Here is a 17,881-nt window from a genome sequence, read left to right on the forward strand (position 1 = left end):
CACGCACTCTGAAGTCAAACCCTCATCTCAGCGGTTTGAACATATAGCCGATGCCGCGGATGGTGCGGATAATCTCTTCATTGTGGTCATCGCCCAGCTTGCGGCGCAGGCGCGAGATCTGCACGTCGATCGCCCGGTCGAAACTGTCCGAGTTCGGCCCATGCATGGCGTCCAGGATCTGATCGCGCGTCAAGGCCCGGCCGGGTCGCTCAAGAAATACCCGCAGCAGTTCGAACTCGGTGTTGGACAAAGCGACCTGCACGCCATCCGGCCGCACCAGGGTGCGCTTGATATTATCGAGCTGCCAGCCGAAGAATTGCGTCATCGGCGACTTGGCGCCAAATTGCGGGCGCTCTTCGCGGCGGCGGAGCACGGCGCGGATGCGCGCCAGCAACTCACGTGGGTGAAAGGGCTTGGCCATGTAGTCGTCGGCGCCAAGCTCCAGGCCGACGATGCGGTCGATCTCCTCGCCGCGCGCGCTGAGCATGATGACGGGCGGCCCGCCCTTTTCGGTCAGGCGCTTGCAGATCGACAGGCCGTCCTCGCCCGGCATCATGTAGTCAAGCACGACCAGTTCGATGTCGCCGCGCGCCAGGACCTTTTCCATGTCGCGGCCACCGGCCGCCGTATGGATCTCAAAGCCGTTACTGCCCAGGAAGGCGCCGGTCAGATCGCGGATGTCCTTGTCATCGTCGACGATGAGGATGCGGGGCGAGACGGCGGCGACAGGCTGCATGGCGGCGAAGGACATTTTATGGAGACCCTGAAGAACTAAGATGAGCGCAGGCTCTCCGATCCTTTGGGCCTTCTGATTGCGGTAGGGCAATATAGCATCTTATTGTCGCCACAATTCGCACTTTTTTGACATCACCGGGCAATCTGGGCGGCTTAGCGTGGACATTGCCGGGGGATGCCCCGTGACTGACACAGGGAGTTGCCATGTCAAACCTCAAATCACCCTATCTGATCGGCCTGGCGGTCGCCGGGCTTGGCCTGATCGCCGCCGCCGCCATCGCCGCCGATGGCCCCAGGGTCGAAAAGCGCGACATCGTGGTCCGCATCGCGCCGCCGGCTTTTGCCGACATTGATACGAACAAAGACGGGACGATTTCACAGTCCGAATTCGACAGTTTTCATACCGAACACCAGCCCCCTCTGGCCGGGGACGACCTTCCACCGCCACCGCCCGGCGGCAAGCGGATGCGTATCTTGCGGATGGAAGGCGAACTGGACACCAACAAGGACGGAAAGGTCACCTTCGCTGAGTTTTCCGGTCCGATGAAGGCGCATTTCGACGAGATGGATGCTAACAAGGACGGCGTGCTCGACAAGACCGAGCAGCCGAAAGATCATATGTTCCAGCGCCGTCTGCGCGAATAGGATCCAGGTACGGGCTCCACCTCCCGGAGCCTTACCTTGCGTGGCCAGGGTTGAGAGTCCCTTGTCCCGCCAGACTGACCGAAGCGTTTCCACGCTTCGGTCTTTTTTTTAGAAATGCGCGACGGATCGTCTGGACGGACGCGTTTGACTATGTGAAGCGGCCGAAATGATCACGTAAATGCGACTGGCGTGGTAAACAGGAAGCTAATACAACATAAGAGCTTCTGATGTGATCTGGTATTTCCCGGCACCAGAATCTGCAGAAGAAAGTCGTGGCGACCGCCGTTGCCACGACTTTTTCTTTGCCTGAACGTTAGCGCTTCGCGAGCCTTGCCTTCCAGCGTAGATATTCAACATTGATTATGGTCACGGGCCATTCGCCGTACCACGCATAGCCCGAGCGGCGTTCGGGATGGACGTCGCTATAGGCCTTCGCGCGCTTGCCGTCGCGATTGGCCAGTACAACGCTATTGTCATTCAGATCATAGAAGCGCGCCCACAAAGGTGGCGCTGACGGATCGGCGACCAGGCGGCGATCGATCGTAGCGGTGTGGTAGTCGTATTTGACGGGCTCGGGCAGCGTGAAGGTCTCCAGCCGCACGCCGTCGATCCGCGACCGCTTCAGCCAGGTGACGGCGCCTTCGATGCTGGCGACAACCTCTGGCGACGGATCCGGAATTTTCATCAGATAGCGCAGGATCTCGACTGTTTCCTGCGACACGATGGATGGCAGCTCGAAGCTGCGTCCGCCGGATGGCGCCAGTGAAACCGGATCATATTGTCCCGCCCAGCCGGTCAGTTGCCCCTGTTGCCTGACCTGAAGTCTCAGCAGGCAGGCTTCACCCTTTGCAACCGAATCAGAACTTTGATTGCGACGTGTTTCGTCAACAGATTTAAAGGGATAGGCGCTTTCCTTGATTTGCCGCAGCAGGTGCAGATTGCCCGAGGTCACCTCGTCGGCGATAGTCAGCTTGGGGTGATAGGACTGCCTCGCCGGGACGGTATGTTGCCAGCCGCCGCACGCCGTCATCTGCTGGCCCAAGATCAGGTCGAGCCCCTTCAAAGCACCGTCGCGATAATCCTTGCGGCCGGTCTGCTCATAGGCCGCCATCAGGTAGGCGACCTGGGTATAGATGTTGCGGTTGTCGAAGGAGAAGTCGGGTGACGTCTTTTCCACCTGGACCGCGGCCTTTTCCGCAGTGCTCAGGATGCGCGCCGGATCGCGGTTTTCGATCCAGCCGCCATTGTCGTGCTGAAGCAGGAGGATATTGTCGGCGATCGCCGTCACGTCATCGGCTGCGTAACGCGCATAATCCTTGCCGTGACGGTTCTGCCAGTGATGGACGGCGTCGTCGAACCCAGTCAGCGATGGCGCAGCAGAAATGGCCGTCATGGGGATAACGGCCATTGCGCAGCTTAAAGCGATGGATCGGAACATATTTGTCTCCACCTGCTTTTTGTTTGTCGCATTTCCTACGGCGAACCGCCAGAAAAGTGCTTTGGCACTTCGCCGGGAAATGCTTGGCAGGTGGAGACAGGATTACAGCGCAGCCTTCGCGGCGGCAACCACGGCTTCGGTGGTGATGCCGAATTCCTTGTACAGGCGGTCCGCCGGGGCCGAAGCGCCGAAGCCCTTCATGCCGATAAAGGTGCCTTCGTCGCCGATGAACTTCTCCCAGCCCATGGGGCCGGCAGCTTCGATGGCGATGCGCACCTTGGCCTTGCCAATGACGGAGGCCTTGTAAGCCTTGGTCTGCTGGTCGAACAGGTTCCACGCTGGCGTCGAGACGACGCGCGTCGGGATACCGTCGGCTTCCAGCTGCTTCTGGGCGGCGACGGCCAGCGACACTTCCGTGCCCGAGGCGAACAAGGTGACCTTGGCCTCAGACGATGCAGCGCTCAGTTCGTAGGCGCCCTTGGCCACCAGGTCGCCGTCTTGTGTACGGACAGCCGGGACCTTCTGGCGCGACAGGACGATCATCGACGGACCGTCAGCCTTCAGCGCCACCTTCCAGCTTTCGGCGGCCTCGACCATGTCGGCCGGGCGGAAGACATTCAGGCCGGGCATGGCGCGGAACGACGCCAGTTGCTCGACCGGCTGGTGGGTCGGGCCGTCTTCGCCGACGCCGATCGAATCGTGCGTCATGACGTGGACGACCTTGGCGCCCATCAGGGCGCCCAGACGGATGGCCGGGCGGCCGTAGTCTGAGAAGACAAAGAAGGTGCCGGCATAGGGGATGATACCGCCATGCAGCGCCATGCCGTTCATCGCCGCGGCCATGCCGAATTCACGCACGCCGTAGTGGACGTAACGGCCGGTATAGCCGGTAGTGTCAAACGCTTCCATGCCCTTGACGAAGGTGTTGACCGAACCCGTCAGGTCGGCCGAACCGCCGACCAGGGTCGAGATCGCCGGCACCAGCGTCGCCAGCGCCTTGCCCGAACACGAGCGCGTCGCATCGGCGACCGGCGTGGCGATCGAGGCCTGGATATGGGCGTCCAGCGCTTCAAACGCATTGTCCGGCAGCTTGCCGCTCATGACGGCATTCAGTTCTGCGAACTTCGGGTTGGCCTTGGCGGCGTCTTCCCAGACCTTGCGCGCGCGACCGGCCTTGCGGCCCGCCGACAGCCAGGCATTCTTGACGTTGTCCGGCAGGGTGAACGGCTCGTTGAGCCAGTTCATGTGCTCGCGCGCTGCCTTGATCTCGTCGTCGAACAGGTTGTAGCCGTGGCCGTGCTTGTCACCTTCCAGCTTGCCGGCGCCCTTGGACACCTTGGTGCGGCAAGCGATCATGACCGGGCGATCCTGCTTGGTCGCCCAACGCATGACGGCGGCCAGCTTGACGTGGTCGTGGCCGTCGACCGACTTGACGACCCAGCCTGCGGCCTTGAAGCGCGCCAGTTGGTCCCCGGTTTCGGCGAGCGTCGCCCAGCCGTCGATCGTGACATTGTTGTCGTCCCACAGGACGATCAGGTTCTTCAGCGCCAGGCGGCCGGCAAGCGATATCGCTTCGTGGCTGACGCCTTCCATCAGGCAGCCGTCGCCGGCGATGACCCATGTGCGGTGATTGACCAGGTCGTCACCGAACTGGGCATTGAGGTGACGTTCCGCCATGGCCATGCCGACAGCGGTCGCCAGGCCCTGACCCAGCGGGCCGGTGGTGCACTCGACGCCCGGCGTGTGGCCGTATTCCGGGTGACCGGCCGTGGTCGAACCCCACTGGCGGAAGTTCTTGATGTCTTCCATGCTGACCGACTTGAAGCCGGTCAGGTGCAGCAGCGAATAGAGCAGCATCGAGCCGTGGCCGGCCGACAGGACGAAGCGGTCACGGTCCGCCCAGTCGGGCTTTTTCGGATCGAAGCGCAGGAACTTGGTCCACAAGACGGTCGCCACGTCCGACATGCCCATCGGCATGCCCTGGTGACCGGATTTGGCGCGGTGCACTGCCTCCATCGACAGAACCCGGATGGCGTCGGCCATCAGGACACCGGACGGTTTTGCCGAGGTTTCAGAGGGGCTTGTGGACATGGGTGAGTCTCGATTAATCTATTAAGGATTCGTTGATTTGGTCGAGCCTTTACCCCAAGCGTCCGTCTAAGGGTAGGGGGGAAAGACCAGGCAGCGGCAAATTGTCTCTTGATCGGAGCGCTAAATGGAAAATCCGCAATCGACAGGCCAGTTTGGCGGGTCGTTGAGCATGGCGGTGGACCGCCTCGACCGGGCGCTGGCGGCTCTGGAAGCACGCGTGCAGGCGTTGAACAATGGCGAACCCTTGCCCGAATATGCACCGCCGCCCGCCCAGACTGGCGAAGATGTTCAGCGCATCCTCCAGGAACTGGACAATGTCAGGTCCGAGAAGGAACAGCTGGCCGCTGCCGCCAATGATGCCTTCGAAGCGCTGGGCGCCGCCGCGGCTAATATCCGTATCCTCCTGCGCGATGAGGCGGCGTAATGGCTGAGGTCACGGTCAAGGTCAACGGAAAGCCCTACACGATCGGTTGTGCCGACGGTCAGGAAAACCGCGTCCAGGAATTGGCGCGTGTGTTCGACGAACACGTCGGCATGGTCGTGTCGGATGTTGGCTCGATCGGCGAGGTCCGGCTGTTCCTAATGGCAGCGCTTCTGATGATCGACGAGATGCAGGACCTGCGCAGCCAGGTCAATGACGCCACCTCGGTCAATGCCCGCATCAATGCGGGCGTCCACGAGATGGAGCGCAAGGCGGCCTTTGCGATCTCGGATGCCGCCGCGCGGCTGGAGCGCCTGCTGGGCGTGGCTTGATAATCTTATACGTCTCCCCGTTAGCGGGGGTGGAGCGGTTCTTGTAGGCGCACTTAAGCAGGTCGAAGTCGCTACACCCGGCGTGCTGGAAGGGGCTTACCTCAGCAAGCCGGATCCGAAAACATGAGTCGTTTCAGAGGCTGAGCGTCAAATGCTGCCCGGTTCGGTTCAAGAGGTGCACCGGCGGTAATAAGAGCGGTAAAATACTTATATTATCATAGGGTTCAGGAAAAATTTTAACCTTGAACGCGTCGTGTCAGGGTTATCGCCTTTTCCGGGCAAGCCTGCACGCACAGCCCACACGCCTGGCAGGCATCGGCATTGACGGTATAGGCCTGTTTCCAGCCGTGGACGAAGCCCTTGACCTTGGCCAGCATTCCCAGTCCGGCGCGTTCCTCGGGCGGAACGATGCCCAGTTCGAAGACTTCATAGGGACAAATGACGACGCAGTCGGCCTTGCCTTCGCAGGCGGCGCGATCGATCACCGGCGCGAAGACACCGGGTTCCTGCTTGCATGAATCGCCTTTGGCCATAGGTATTTTCCCGGATTTAGATCATCTTCAAAAAAGTGGACACCGGTTTTTCGTACAAGCATGCGACCACTAAAGAAATCTGGACCGTGCTGCGTTTTAAAAGAAACGCAGCACGGTCCAGGGCTCGCGCACACGGTCTTTTAAGCCTTATCGCCTAGGATGTGCGCACAAATGGAGTCCAGTTGCTGATGAACGCCCGAGCCGCCTATAGCAAGCCCGCAAACAATACCAATGGCGATATTCGCAATCTGGCCAACCTGGGTGAGACGGCGTCAACCAGCCGCGTGCTGAACCTGGCGCAGATTGCCATGACCAGTTCGCGCGAAGATGGCTATGCTTCGCAACCGTTTTTCCGCAATTCGACGCTGAACCGCGCCCTGCTGATCAAGCACACCTTGCGCGCCAACGAACGCGACATGTTCAGCAAGCCGCGCCGGACTGTCACCAAGGTTATCCTGCCCTTCGACGCCAACGACCTGCGCCTGGGCGGACGGTCGATCTTTGTCAACCAGATCGGCTTCGACGCCTTCGCACGCTCCTATTTCAATGTCGATAATCCGAACGCCAGTCTGGACGTCCAGTTGCTGCGGCACCTCGACGACATTCCATCGCTCGATCCCTTCCTGGTCCGTGAGCATCTGGCGCGCTTCGAATTCAAGCCCGCATCGTGCTATCTCAAAATCTCACCGCGCGATCTTGAGGAAATGGCGACCTTCACCAATGAGGAAATCCGCCGGCTGGTCCTGGCGGCCTGTGGCGAAGGCATGGAGGTCGCGGCGATCAAGCTGACCTCCAAGATCCTGGCCAACAATCTCGATGCCGACCTCGAGCCGCTGCGCCAGACCTTCCGCATGAGCACCGAAGAGTTCGCTGAGGGCATGTTCTCCTGGCGCGGCTTCCTGTATTTTAAATGGCGCCAGACGGCACTCCAGGCCGAAATCGGCCGTGTCGTGAAGGGGCTGTCGGAATATCGTCCACTTGGCCCCGCCGACGAAGGCACGCGCGACTACCTGCGCACGGCGCCGACCCGGTTGTCCAAGCAGATCATCACCGCCATCCTCAATACTCGCCGCACCCTCGAAATCTACGATAACGCCTATAAGGCGCTTATCGAAGGCTCCGACCCGGCGCCTTTCCGCAAGTTCCTGCTCGACGGGCCGTCAATGTTCTTCGGCCTGGGCGAATGCATGGGCGTGCTGGGCCACATCGGGTCATTCTGGGCTTACCGCATGGGCGGCAAGATGCGGCACCTGCGCCTAACCCCGACCGAATATACTGACATCCTGGTCGACTTCGAAGATAGCCTGGTCAATGTCGAGGGCGTTGCCCTCGATGACTGGTGATCACAATGAAGTTCCAAGTCTGGCCATCACACAAGCAGCAGCCAGCCGGCGAACAGGCTGTACAACAGTCCCACGGCCGTCAATACCCGGGCGTCCATCCGTCCGCGCCGAAACAGGACCAGCATGACAATCATGGCCAGGCCGGTAACAAGGCCGGAGACCAATAGGGTCGTGTCAAACCGCCAGGGTGTGAAAAACAATCCCAGGGCCGATGGAATGCTGGCCTGAATCATCATGGCGCCCGAGATGTTGGCCAGGGCCAGTTTTGCCTTGCCCTGACGGACCCAGATGATCGCGTTCATGGTTTCTGGCAGTTCGGTCGCGACCGGGCTGAGCAGCAAGGCGGCGATGTGCGGCGACAGTCCCGCCAGGGTGCCGATGGCTTCGAGCTGGCTGACGAAGACGTGTGAAGCGCCGGCGATGACCAGCAGTGCGAGCCCGACCTGGAGCATGGCCCATTTCAGATCGGGCTGTGACGGCCGCAGCTTTAGCGGCTCCAGGTCCTCGACCTCGGCCTGACCGTGTTCGGCACGAATTTCGCGCCAGACGTAGAGGGCGTAGGCCGACAGGAAAAGAACGCCGAGCCACGGCTTCCAGGCGAAGGCGACCAGGCCCAGCGACACCTTGACGACGAACAGGCAGAGAAAGGCGATCTGGTCCTTCGCCAGGTCGCGGCCATCGGCGTTGATGAGATAACCAGCCTTTAGGCGGCCGCGATTGAGCCACCAGGTCAGGCCGACTATGCCATAGGCGATGGTCGCCAGCACCAGCGGCCCGCCCATGGCGGCGCCGACGCCGATGTCTTTTTGTTCGGGCGTCTGGCCGAAGACGACGGCGGTAAAGGTGACGGCCGATTCGGGCAGGGCGGTGCCAAAGGCCGCCAGCACGCTGCCGACGGCGGTGGCGCCGAGTTTCAAGTGCTGGCCGCACCATTCGACGCCGTTTACGAAGAACTCGCACGCCAGGTAGATGGCGACCGCCGAGCCGATAAACAGAAGAAGGGTGATAAGCATGATCATCCGGGGCCGGGCAAGCAAACGATACCAATGGCGCAGACATACGGCTCGCCCGGCGAGGCGTTCGCATATCCGGCCAAAGGTCTTGCCTGCTGATGCCCGCGCCATGGACCTGCGGGTCCAAGTGTGTTGACGCGGGCGGCGCTCCTGAGCGCATTCACATGCGCGGAAAAGCGTCGGCTACTCCCCAATGACAGTGGCGTGTGTATGACGGCATGCGAAAGTGAAGTCAAGGACGCTGTCTCACGACACTTTTGCGACTTTGCCAAGGCCTGCCCCTTGAGTTCTGCCGGTCGCACGCCTATGTTCTATCTCGGCGGGTCTTGCTGCAGCTCACGTCAGCGATCACCTAATCCTTCTGACCTTAATCTCTTAGAACGGGGACTGTCCCTGACTGAGACCGTGGTCTCTATCACATGGTTCCCACCTGACTAGTCAGGTCTGAGTGGATTTAAACGCATCGCAACGGTTCTTTTGTGGCGCCGCCACACTTTCTCAAAGCATTCGCTTTGAGAAAGTGTGAGCATTTTTTGCTTCGAGAGCGCGCGCTGCCATGCTTTCGCCCGCTCCGCGCGTCAGACGGCTTGCGCAAAATATATTGCCAAGTAAAAAGCACCCTATGCACGATCCCAAACCGCTCCTGCGCAATGAGATGAAGCGGCGCCGCGCCGCTATGGCGTCGGCCGAGCCGCTGGCTGGCGAAATGCTGGCCGACACCGTGTCAGCCGCCTTCAATGCCGGCGAATGGCCCGATGTGCGCGCCGTCATCGCCGGCTATTATCCCATCCAGTCCGAAATCAATCCCTTCCCGCTGATGCAGGCCTTTCAGTCACGTGGGCATAACTTGTGCCTGCCGGCCTTGGTGCCCAGCGAGGAGGGCTTCCGTATGGTCTTCCGGCGCTTTGCCATCGGTGACAGCCTGATCCTCGGGCCTTTCGATATCCGCCAGCCGATCGACAGCGCCGAGGAGATCGATCCGGACATCGTGCTGCTGCCCATGCTGGCCTTTGACCGCGGGGGACGGCGACTCGGCTATGGCGGAGGCTACTACGATCGTGCGCTCGAAGCCCTGAGGTCGCACAAGGCCATCAGTGCCGTCGGAATCGCTTATTCAGGGCAGGAACTTGCTGAATTACCGTTTGAGGTGCATGATCAGCCGATTGATGTTATGTTTACCGAACTGGGTCTGGTTGGGGCAGAACCATCTGCATAGGGCGCCAGCCCAGGATTTGGATATATATGCGCTTTGCTTTTTTCGGAGACGTGGTCGGTCGCGCGGGGCGTGACGCCGTGTCTGAATATTTGCCTGGTCTGCGCCGGCAACTCGATCTTGAATTCGTCATTATCAATGCGGAAAACGCTTCGGGTGGCTTCGGCGTGTCCGAAAACTCGGCGCGTGAGTTGTTCGACGCCGGCGCCGATTGCCTTACCCTGGGTAACCATTCCTGGGACCAGAAGGAAGCGCTGACCTATATCGTGCGCGAACCGCGCCTGATCCGCCCGGTCAACTATCCGCCTCTGGCCGACGCGCCGGGACGGGGATCGAACCTGTTCGAAACGCGTTCGGGCAAGCGCATCCTGGTCATGAATGTCCTGGGTCTGGTCCACATGGCGTCGATGGACGATCCGTTCGCCGCCGTTGATCGCGAACTCGAAGCCTGTCCGCTGGGCCTGGCCGCCGACGCCGTCGTCGTCGACATGCATTGCGAAGCGACCTCGGAAAAAATGGCCATGGGGCATTTCTGCGATGGTCGCGCCACGCTGGTCATCGGCACCCATACCCACGTACCGACCGCCGACACGCAGATCCTGCCCAACGGCACGGCCTATCAGACCGATGCCGGCGCCTGTGCCGACTATGACAGCGTCATCGGCATGGATAAGGAAGAGCCCTTGCGCCGCTTCACGACACGGATTTCGCGCGAACGCTATCGTCCCGCTTCGGGGCCGGCGACGATCTGCGGCGTTTATGTCGAAAGCGACGACAAGACGGGCCTGGCCCTTCGCATCGAACCTATCCGCGTTGGCGGGCGTCTGAAGGAAGTCATCCCTCAGGTGGCTGCGCTCAGCGCGGTTTGAGTCGTGACAAAGCGTTTTTGACGCGTTAGACATCGCGATCCATTTTACCGGCGGATCGCGAGGCGCTGATTCCGCTGACTGACGAGAGCGACCATGGCCGGCCATAGTAAATTCAAGAACATCATGCACAAGAAGGGCCGCGCCGATGCGGTCCGTTCCAAGCTGTTTTCCAAGCTGTCGCGCGACATCACCGTCGCTGCGAAGATGGGTATGCCTGACGTCAATATGAATTCGCGTCTGCGCCTGGCGGTCTCGATGGCCAAGGCCGAATCCATGCCCAAGGACAATATCGAACGCGCCATCAAGAAGGGCGCTTCCGGTGAAGCCGACAGCATGGAAGATATCCGCTACGAAGGCCGCGCCCCGGGTGGCATTGGCCTGATCATCGAAGTCTTGACCGACAATCGCAACCGCTCCGCCGGCAACGTCCGCAGCCTGTTCACCAAGTATGGCGGCCAGTTGTCTGATACCGGCTCGGTCAGCTTCATGTTCGACCACCTGGGCGAAATCAAGTATGCGCTCAAGGCCGGCAGCGCCGACAAGGTGTTCGAAGCAGCCATCGAAGCGGGCGCCGCCGACGTCGAGACCGATACCGACGAAGAAGACGGCGGCCACACCATCTATACGGCTTTCGAAGACCTCAACGAGGTCACCGAAAACCTGACCAAGCTGCTTGGTGACCCGAAGTCGACTGGTTTCGTCTGGAAACCGCAGTCGACAAATCCGGTGTCCGGCGATCAGGCGCGCACCCTGATGAAGCTGATCGACGCGCTTAATGACGACGACGACGTGCAGAACGTGTTCGGCAATTTCGAAATCAGCGATGAAGATTACGAAGCGCTGGGCCTGTAAGGGGCAGGTTGGGTTGGCGAAACGTGACCATAAGGGCACGCAAGCCGCTTGATTTTAACCCTTTGGCCCTTTCAAGGCTTTGATTGCCGTGGAAAATGTGCCATTGTCCCGCATTAACTAAGTTTTCACGAACCAGCTGTGCGGGGGATTGCATGAACGCGTCGAAACTTATCGTAGCTGGGTTGAGCCTGGGTATGATTGTGAGCCTTGCCGGCTGCGCTACCTATCAAACGCGTCGGGTCGAGTACCGCGAAACCCGCTCCGCTTCGGAACGCGCTGCGGCCTGCGTCGCCGCCTTCGAAGGCGAAAATGGCAAGGCGCCGCAGGTCATGACCTATGACAGCGGCACGGGCACGGAAACGCATTTGAACACCGAGGGCCGCAAGGTCACCGTCACCGCCCAGAACGCCGGCGACAAGACGTCGGCGGGTATGGGCGTGACGCTCGGCGAGCGTAAGCCGGAAAGCTGCACCAGCAATGATCCGGTGCCGCGCGACGCCGGCCGCACCGACCGTAACTTCCGTAACTCCTATACCGGCTACAACTAAGCCCTGCGGAAAACGAATTTGAAAGCCCCGCTTCGGCGGGGCTTTTTTAATGCTGGACGGGGGCAGGTGGGGGCAAGCACAAACCAAAACGCCCGGCTGTTCAAGCCGGGCGTTTTGGTTTGATAAGGCTTTGGATCAGTTGCGAACCGGATCGGCGGTACGGGCCGCAGTCGGCGTCGTGGATACCGGCGCCGCAGCAATCGTGTTTTCACGCGGCCAGTACTGATCGAACATGTACTGATCGCGAGCGTCGCCAGGAACGTCGAATTCGGAGCCTTCGTACCAGGGCGTGCAGACGCGTTCCGACGGCGGGACATTGCCCCACTTGAGGGTTTTGCAACCGTTCTGGTCGGCTTCGACGCGGTTGTCTACCGAGCGGATTTCACCGTCGCTCGACGCCAGGATACCAGCGGTTCGGACGCGGGCGACGCGGTTGTTGCCTATAAAGGCGGTGCCGTCGGCAACATCGATACCGATCTCGCTGGCGATGACCGTGTTTTCAATGACGCGCAGGCGGTTCAGCGAGGCGACAATGCCGCGATCGGTGTGCTCGACCAGCGAATGGGCCAGCAGGGCTTCGCCAGCGCCGTCGAGCAGAATGCCGCGAGCGAAGTAACGCACCTTGGTGTCCATCATGCTGAGGATCGAATTGGCGCTGTCCAGCTTCAGTTCGATGCCGATGGCGCCTTCGCCGCGCTGGAAACCGCGCCAGTCGGCGAGCTGCTGGACGCTCAGGCCGTTGACCTGCGAGTCGCCGCTGAGCACACCGTAGATACCGCCGGCCGTCGTTGCGATTTCCGAGTTCTCAGCAAAGAACTCGCCATTGTTGATGGCGACCGCCACCGACCGCGTCTTGGCGATGATGTGCGACGATTCCGTAATGTTCAGGCGTCCGCCCGACAGGTGCACGGCCGCCGCATCGCCCTGGTAGCGAACCTGGCTGTTCTGCAGGGTCAACTCCGAACCGGAGGCCTCGATACAGGCCGTCTGGTCGCCACGCGGGCTGGAGATGTAGGCGTTCTTGATGATGACCTTTTCGGCCGTCGGTGCGATGCGGATGCACGACTGGCCATCGGGCGCGACCAGGACCGGAATGTCGCGCGGGCTGTAGCCGGTGCCGACAATGGTGATAGACTTCTTGAGGTCCAGGCTGGCGACGCACGAGCGGTTCTTGGCCTTCAGGTACAGGACGCCGCCCGAACGAATGCGCTCGACGACGTTCTCGACATAGCCGCGTGGCGCGGTATCGCAGTTGATCGTCGCGTCGTAGCGGCCGCCGTGATAGCCGTATTGGTAGCCGCTTTCGCGGTAATGACGCTGGCTGCCGCAGGTGCGCAGCTGGGCATCGAGCAGCATGCCGAAGCAGGGCTTGATGTAGCCGTTAACGCGGGCGGCATTGTTTCCGTCATAGGCATTGCTGACGCCGGCGACAGCGGGGAAGGGGGCGGTGACAGCGAACGACATCACCAGACCGGCGATAGCGCCCGCCACTCCGAGCGAAGCGCCGGGGCGTACATGGGCAGCCTTGTCTTTACGCATCCACATTTGTCTCTTCCTCAGGCCGCCGCCGGTCAGCCGGTGCGGCAATGTCATCATAAGTGTCCCCGCGGCCGGCACGGCCACCTACTGATCGGGGTTACGCGAAACCTGATTGAGCACGGCCTGCAGGCGGGTCGCGGATGGACGGAAGCCCGCCAGCGCGGAGTCGAGTTGCAGGACCACCGACTCGGCCTTGTTCTGATCGGCCACACCGGCCAGGCCCAGGTCGAAATAGGTCGACATGGCGAAGCGCGCCTCGGGCGAACCCTGCTTTTCGGCCTGCTGGTACCAGTAGAAGGCACGGGCATAGTCAACTTCGACGCCGACGCCTTCGGAATACATGACTGCCAGGACCAACTGCGACTTCGAGTCGCCGTTGATCGCCGCCAGCTGAATGGCGCGGACGCGGTCGAGATAGGTCAGGCGCTCACCGGCCGGCATGCCGATCATGCCGCGCAGGCCGTCAATGGTCTGCTTGGGGATATCAGCAGGGCCTTCGCATTCGGTATGCAGCAGGTCGAGATAGTTGAGCGCGCGGACGACGTGGACGAAGGGAAGATCCTCCATCTTCGACACGGCGTAGACAGCCGCTTCGTCCGGCTTGCTCTCATCAGAGTGCGGCACGCCACCCTTGGGGGTTTCGGTCGGATAGATTTCATAGGGCGCCACCCAACGGCGGGCCTTGGATTCGACGAAAGTCGCGTAACGCTGGCGTTCCGGCGCCGACTTCTCGAAGTCCTTCAGAAGGACGTAGGCTCCGACATCGCCGGTTTCCATCGCCTTGTAATTATAGAGGTAGGCATCGACGTCCGAACGTTCGAACAGCGAGCGCGCATTGACCAGGGCATAGTCCGAGCCACGGCGCATGGCGCGTACGGCTTCGCGGTCCTTGGCCGGCTCGCCCATCGGGCCGTACTGCTTGTCGTACAGGCGGGCCAGGGTGCGGAATCCTTCGGCGCCCATGTTCGACTGGATATAGATAACGCGGTCGCGAACCTTGTCGCGCTCCGAAGCATCCATCATCGACAGTTGCTGATCGAGCATCTTGTAGGCGCGGGCGCGCTCATAGGCACGGCATTTGTCGTAACGCGACGCCATCGGACCCGACTGGGTGTCGCGGTCGGCGCGGGAATAGCCTTCAGGGTTGGCCAGGGCCATGACCAGCCACACCGAGGACTCGACGTCGTCCTGAAGATTCTTGTCGCCTGCGTTCAGCGCGGCGTAGCGGTTGGCGAGTTCGAGCTGGGCGAAGAAGTCATTGCCGAAGGCGAGGTGACGGAAATAGCGAATTTCCTTTTCCTGGCCGTTGAAACCACCCTGCTGATACATGTCGGGCGGACGGGGGCAGGCATAGCCGCCTTCGCCGGAGATGCCGCGTTCCTTGCCGCCACGGAGCCAGGCCAGATCACGCGAATCGCAGCCGGACAGCGCGAGGCTGAGGCACAGGATACCGGCCAGAGCCGTCACGGCCCTGGGGTGTCCATCCCGCTGCTTGAAGATCCGTCTCATGGCCTCAGAAGCCCCCGAAACCGATCCTGGTCTGTCACGTTTCGACATCAGCAATCGCCCCGACGAAAGTCGGCAAAAATATGGTTAACACATTCTTTGTTAAGGAATACCCGGACTGTCAAGCTATGCCCCCCTTTGGCTGCCGTTATATCGCCGAGCGTTGCCAGATTGTCGCGTAAGGATGACTTTGTCCCCCGCCGACCTCAGCCCGTATTCCCTTTACTCACCCCTAGGACCGGAGTCCATCAGAGCCATCATGGGGCAAAACCGGCGACTTGGGAAGGGAAAAGTGTTAATGATGCCGCAATCCCACCGGCTTTCGCGCCAGACGTGTTGGCGGTCCACCGGCGGGAGTGTAAATACGCTTTTCAGGAGAAAAAATATGAGCGCAGTCATTTCAGCCCTGCCCGATAATGCCAGCAAAAGCGAAACCTATCAAAGTGTTATGCGTGACCTCATGGCAGTGCTTGATGGTGAGGGCAATCGCGTCGCGCGCATGGCGACGACTGTCTGCCTGTTGTCACAGGCCTTTCCGACGTGGTTCTGGACCGGCTTTTATGTCGTTGATGAGGTTAAGAAGTCACAGGGACAGGACGAGCTGGTCGTCGGCCCCTATAATGGTACCCTGGGGTGCCTGCGCATCGCCTTTAGCCGCGGCGTCTGTGGTGCGGCGGCGCGCGACCGCACTACCCAGATCGTGCCGGACGTCCACGCCTTTCCGGGTCACATCGCCTGCGACAGCCGCTCCAACTCGGAAATTGTCGTCCCGGTCTTCGATCCATCGGGCGCGCTGATCGCCGTCTTCGACGTCGATTCCGAAGCCTTTGGCGCCTTTGACGAAGAGGATCGCGACGGACTGGAAGCGATCATGAAAAGCGTATTTGCCGCAGATTGATTTCCGCCTTGAGATTTGGCCCCCCCTCGGTTAAACCCGCGCCAAAGCAAAACTCCCCTATAGTTTGCATTATTTCAAAGGGTGCTCGCTCCCCATGGCGCAACAATATATCTTCCAGATGCAGGGACTGACCAAGCATTACCCCGGCGGTAAGAAGGTCTTCGAAAACATCTGGCTCTCCTTCTATTCCGACGCCAAGATCGGCGTTGTCGGCGTCAACGGCTCCGGTAAGTCGACCCTGCTCAAGATCATGGCCGGCATCGACAAGGAATTTTCCGGTGAGGCGCGCGCCGCCGATGGCACCAAGATGGGCTATCTCGAGCAGGAGCCTCATCTCGACGAAAGCCTGAACGTTTGGGAAAACGTCATTTCCTGGTGCGAGGAAAAGAAGATATTCGATCGCTTCAACAAGGTCGCCGAGCTGATGGGCGAGGAGTACAGCGACGAACTGATGGAGGAGATGAACGCCCTCCAGGAAAAGATCGACGCTGGTGACCTTTGGGACATCGACAGCCGGATCGAAATGGCCATGGACGCCCTGCGCTGCCCACCGAACGATTCGGGCGTCGTCAAGCTGTCCGGCGGTGAAAAGCGTCGCGTCGCCTTGGCCCGCCTGCTGCTGTCCAAGCCCGACATGCTGCTGCTCGACGAACCGACCAACCACCTCGACGCCGAATCGGTCGCCTGGCTCCAACACCACCTCGAAGCCTTCCCAGGCTGCGTCATCCTCGTCACCCACGACCGCTACTTCCTCGACCAGGTGACCAAGTGGACCCTGGAACTCGACCGCGGCAAGGGCGTGCCGTACGAAGGCAACTACTCCGGCTGGCTGGAGCAGAAGCAGAAGCGCGTCGTGCAGGAGCAGTCGGAATCCGAAGCCCGCCAGCGCGCGCTCACCAAGGAACTGGAGTGGGTTCGTTCGGGCGCCAAGGCCCGTCAGTCGAAATCCAAGGCGCGTCTGGCCGCCTATGATGACATGGTGCGCGAACAGGAAAATTCGCGCGCGGCGCAAAGCTTCGCGACCATCCAGATCCCGCCCGGGCCGCGTCTCGGCAATCTGGTCCTCGAAGTCACCGACCTCGAAAAGGAATATGGCGACAAGATCCTGTTCAAGGGCCTGACCTTCCGTCTGCCGCCCAACGGCATTGTCGGCGTAATCGGTCCGAACGGCGCCGGCAAGTCGACCCTGTTCAAGCTGATCACCGGTCAGGAAACGCCCGACAAGGGCACGGTCCGCCTTGGCGAAACTGTCAAGCTGGCCTATGTTGACCAGTCGCGCGACGACCTGCAACCCGACCACACAGTCTGGCAGGCCATCTCCGGCGGCACCGACATCATGGTGGTCGGCAAGAAGGAAATCAATTCGCGCGCCTATGTCGGCGGCTTCAACTTCAAGGGCGGTGACCAGCAGAAGAAGGTCGGCCTGCTGTCGGGCGGTGAGCGCAACCGCGTCCACCTGGCCAAGACGCTGGCGGCTGGCGGCAATGTCATCCTGCTCGACGAACCGACCAACGACCTCGACATCGAAACCTTGCAGGCGCTTGAAGAGGCCCTTGAAGAGTTTGCCGGCTGCGCCGTGGTCATCAGCCACGACCGCTGGTTCCTCGACCGTCTGGCGACACACATCCTGGCCTTCGAAGGCGACAGCCATGTCGAGTGGTTCGAAGGCAACTTCGAAATGTACGAAGAAGACAAGAAGCGCCGTCTGGGAACGGACTCACTGATCCCGCATCGTATCAAGTTCCAGAAGTTCTCGCGCTGACTTCTGGCGGTCTGCAAACCGTCATTTCGCTGCGATACGATGCTCACGTACTCAAGTACGCTCCGCTTCGTGTCTCGCGAACTAACGGTTTTGGCTGCGCCGAACGTTGTTTCGCCGCGCCATAAGCCAGCTTACCGCCTGTA

At 60.8% G+C, this 17,881-nt stretch carries 17 protein-coding genes and 1 riboswitch; of the genes, 10 read left to right on the forward strand and 7 right to left on the reverse strand.

What is annotated here, in order from left to right; all coding sequences use genetic code 11:
- Window positions 1-22: 22 nt before the first annotated feature.
- Complete coding sequence (locus AC1DON_RS01135; RefSeq protein WP_476932891.1) at window positions 23-751, reverse strand: response regulator; 729 nt, start codon at window positions 749-751, stop codon at window positions 23-25.
- 188 nt (window positions 752-939) lie between these two features.
- Here AC1DON_RS01135 and AC1DON_RS01140 point away from each other — a divergent pair, with 188 nt between their 5' ends.
- A complete protein-coding gene (locus AC1DON_RS01140; RefSeq protein WP_476932892.1) occupies window positions 940-1,380 on the forward strand; it encodes an EF-hand domain-containing protein in 441 nt (146 codons plus the stop codon).
- Between the two features lie 313 nt (window positions 1,381-1,693).
- Here the strand turns inward: AC1DON_RS01140 and pelA are convergent, their stop codons facing one another.
- Window positions 1,694-2,818, reverse strand: coding sequence for a pectate lyase (gene pelA / locus AC1DON_RS01145; protein WP_476932893.1), 1,125 nt, complete (start codon window positions 2,816-2,818; stop codon window positions 1,694-1,696).
- Between the two features lie 102 nt (window positions 2,819-2,920).
- Window positions 2,921-4,909, reverse strand: coding sequence for a transketolase (gene tkt, locus AC1DON_RS01150; RefSeq protein ID WP_476932894.1), 1,989 nt, complete (start codon window positions 4,907-4,909; stop codon window positions 2,921-2,923).
- Window positions 4,910-5,033: 124 nt separating this feature from the next.
- Between tkt and AC1DON_RS01155 the strand changes: the two genes are divergently transcribed.
- Both AC1DON_RS01155 and AC1DON_RS01160 read left to right on the forward strand, forming a co-directional pair.
- Entirely contained in the window at window positions 5,034-5,333 is a 300-nt protein-coding gene (locus AC1DON_RS01155) for a DUF4164 family protein (protein WP_476932895.1), read from the forward strand.
- Complete coding sequence (locus AC1DON_RS01160; RefSeq protein WP_476932896.1) at window positions 5,333-5,662, forward strand: cell division protein ZapA; 330 nt, start codon at window positions 5,333-5,335, stop codon at window positions 5,660-5,662. Before AC1DON_RS01155 ends, AC1DON_RS01160 begins: the two co-directional genes overlap by 1 nt.
- Window positions 5,663-5,898: 236 nt before the next feature.
- Here the strand turns inward: AC1DON_RS01160 and AC1DON_RS01165 are convergent, their stop codons facing one another.
- Entirely contained in the window at window positions 5,899-6,195 is a 297-nt protein-coding gene (locus tag AC1DON_RS01165; protein WP_476932897.1) for a 4Fe-4S dicluster domain-containing protein, read from the reverse strand.
- A 188-nt stretch (window positions 6,196-6,383) separates the two neighbouring features.
- On the opposite strand from AC1DON_RS01165, the gene AC1DON_RS01170 reads away from it, so the two are divergent.
- A complete protein-coding gene (locus AC1DON_RS01170) occupies window positions 6,384-7,538 on the forward strand; it encodes a hypothetical protein (RefSeq protein ID WP_476932898.1) in 1,155 nt (384 codons plus the stop codon).
- A 26-nt stretch (window positions 7,539-7,564) separates the two neighbouring features.
- On the opposite strand, the gene AC1DON_RS01175 is transcribed toward AC1DON_RS01170, so the two are convergent.
- A complete protein-coding gene (locus AC1DON_RS01175) occupies window positions 7,565-8,551 on the reverse strand; it encodes a sodium:calcium antiporter (protein WP_476932899.1) in 987 nt (328 codons plus the stop codon).
- Window positions 8,552-8,755: riboswitch (yybP-ykoY riboswitch) on the reverse strand.
- Window positions 8,756-9,173: 418 nt separating this feature from the next.
- Here AC1DON_RS01175 and AC1DON_RS01180 point away from each other — a divergent pair.
- The 4 genes from AC1DON_RS01180 (at window position 9,174) to AC1DON_RS01195 (ending at window position 12,033) form a co-directional block, all read left to right on the forward strand.
- Entirely contained in the window at window positions 9,174-9,767 is a 594-nt protein-coding gene (locus AC1DON_RS01180; protein ID WP_476932900.1) for a 5-formyltetrahydrofolate cyclo-ligase, read from the forward strand.
- A gap of 14 nt (window positions 9,768-9,781) precedes the next feature.
- Window positions 9,782-10,633 (forward strand): TIGR00282 family metallophosphoesterase, encoded by an 852-nt coding sequence (locus tag AC1DON_RS01185; RefSeq protein WP_476933465.1) that lies wholly within the window; start codon window positions 9,782-9,784, stop codon window positions 10,631-10,633.
- Between the two features lie 93 nt (window positions 10,634-10,726).
- Entirely contained in the window at window positions 10,727-11,485 is a 759-nt protein-coding gene (locus AC1DON_RS01190; RefSeq protein WP_476932901.1) for a YebC/PmpR family DNA-binding transcriptional regulator, read from the forward strand.
- 152 nt (window positions 11,486-11,637) lie between these two features.
- Window positions 11,638-12,033 (forward strand): hypothetical protein, encoded by a 396-nt coding sequence (locus AC1DON_RS01195; protein WP_476932902.1) that lies wholly within the window; start codon window positions 11,638-11,640, stop codon window positions 12,031-12,033.
- Between the two features lie 135 nt (window positions 12,034-12,168).
- On the opposite strand, the gene AC1DON_RS01200 is transcribed toward AC1DON_RS01195, so the two are convergent.
- Complete coding sequence (locus AC1DON_RS01200) at window positions 12,169-13,578, reverse strand: right-handed parallel beta-helix repeat-containing protein (RefSeq protein WP_476932903.1); 1,410 nt, start codon at window positions 13,576-13,578, stop codon at window positions 12,169-12,171.
- A gap of 78 nt (window positions 13,579-13,656) precedes the next feature.
- The gene (locus tag AC1DON_RS01205; protein ID WP_476932904.1) at window positions 13,657-15,081 is read right to left on the reverse strand and encodes a tetratricopeptide repeat protein; all 1,425 of its coding nucleotides are present in this window, start codon (window positions 15,079-15,081) and stop codon (window positions 13,657-13,659) included.
- Window positions 15,082-15,463: 382 nt separating this feature from the next.
- On the opposite strand from AC1DON_RS01205, the gene AC1DON_RS01210 reads away from it, so the two are divergent.
- A complete protein-coding gene (locus tag AC1DON_RS01210; protein ID WP_476932905.1) occupies window positions 15,464-15,976 on the forward strand; it encodes a GAF domain-containing protein in 513 nt (170 codons plus the stop codon).
- A gap of 94 nt (window positions 15,977-16,070) precedes the next feature.
- The gene (gene ettA / locus AC1DON_RS01215) at window positions 16,071-17,738 is read left to right on the forward strand and encodes an energy-dependent translational throttle protein EttA (protein ID WP_476932906.1); all 1,668 of its coding nucleotides are present in this window, start codon (window positions 16,071-16,073) and stop codon (window positions 17,736-17,738) included.
- Window positions 17,739-17,881 lie beyond the last annotated feature (143 nt).

The sequence above is a fragment of the Asticcacaulis sp. P4_H10 genome (genome assembly GCF_056400965.1).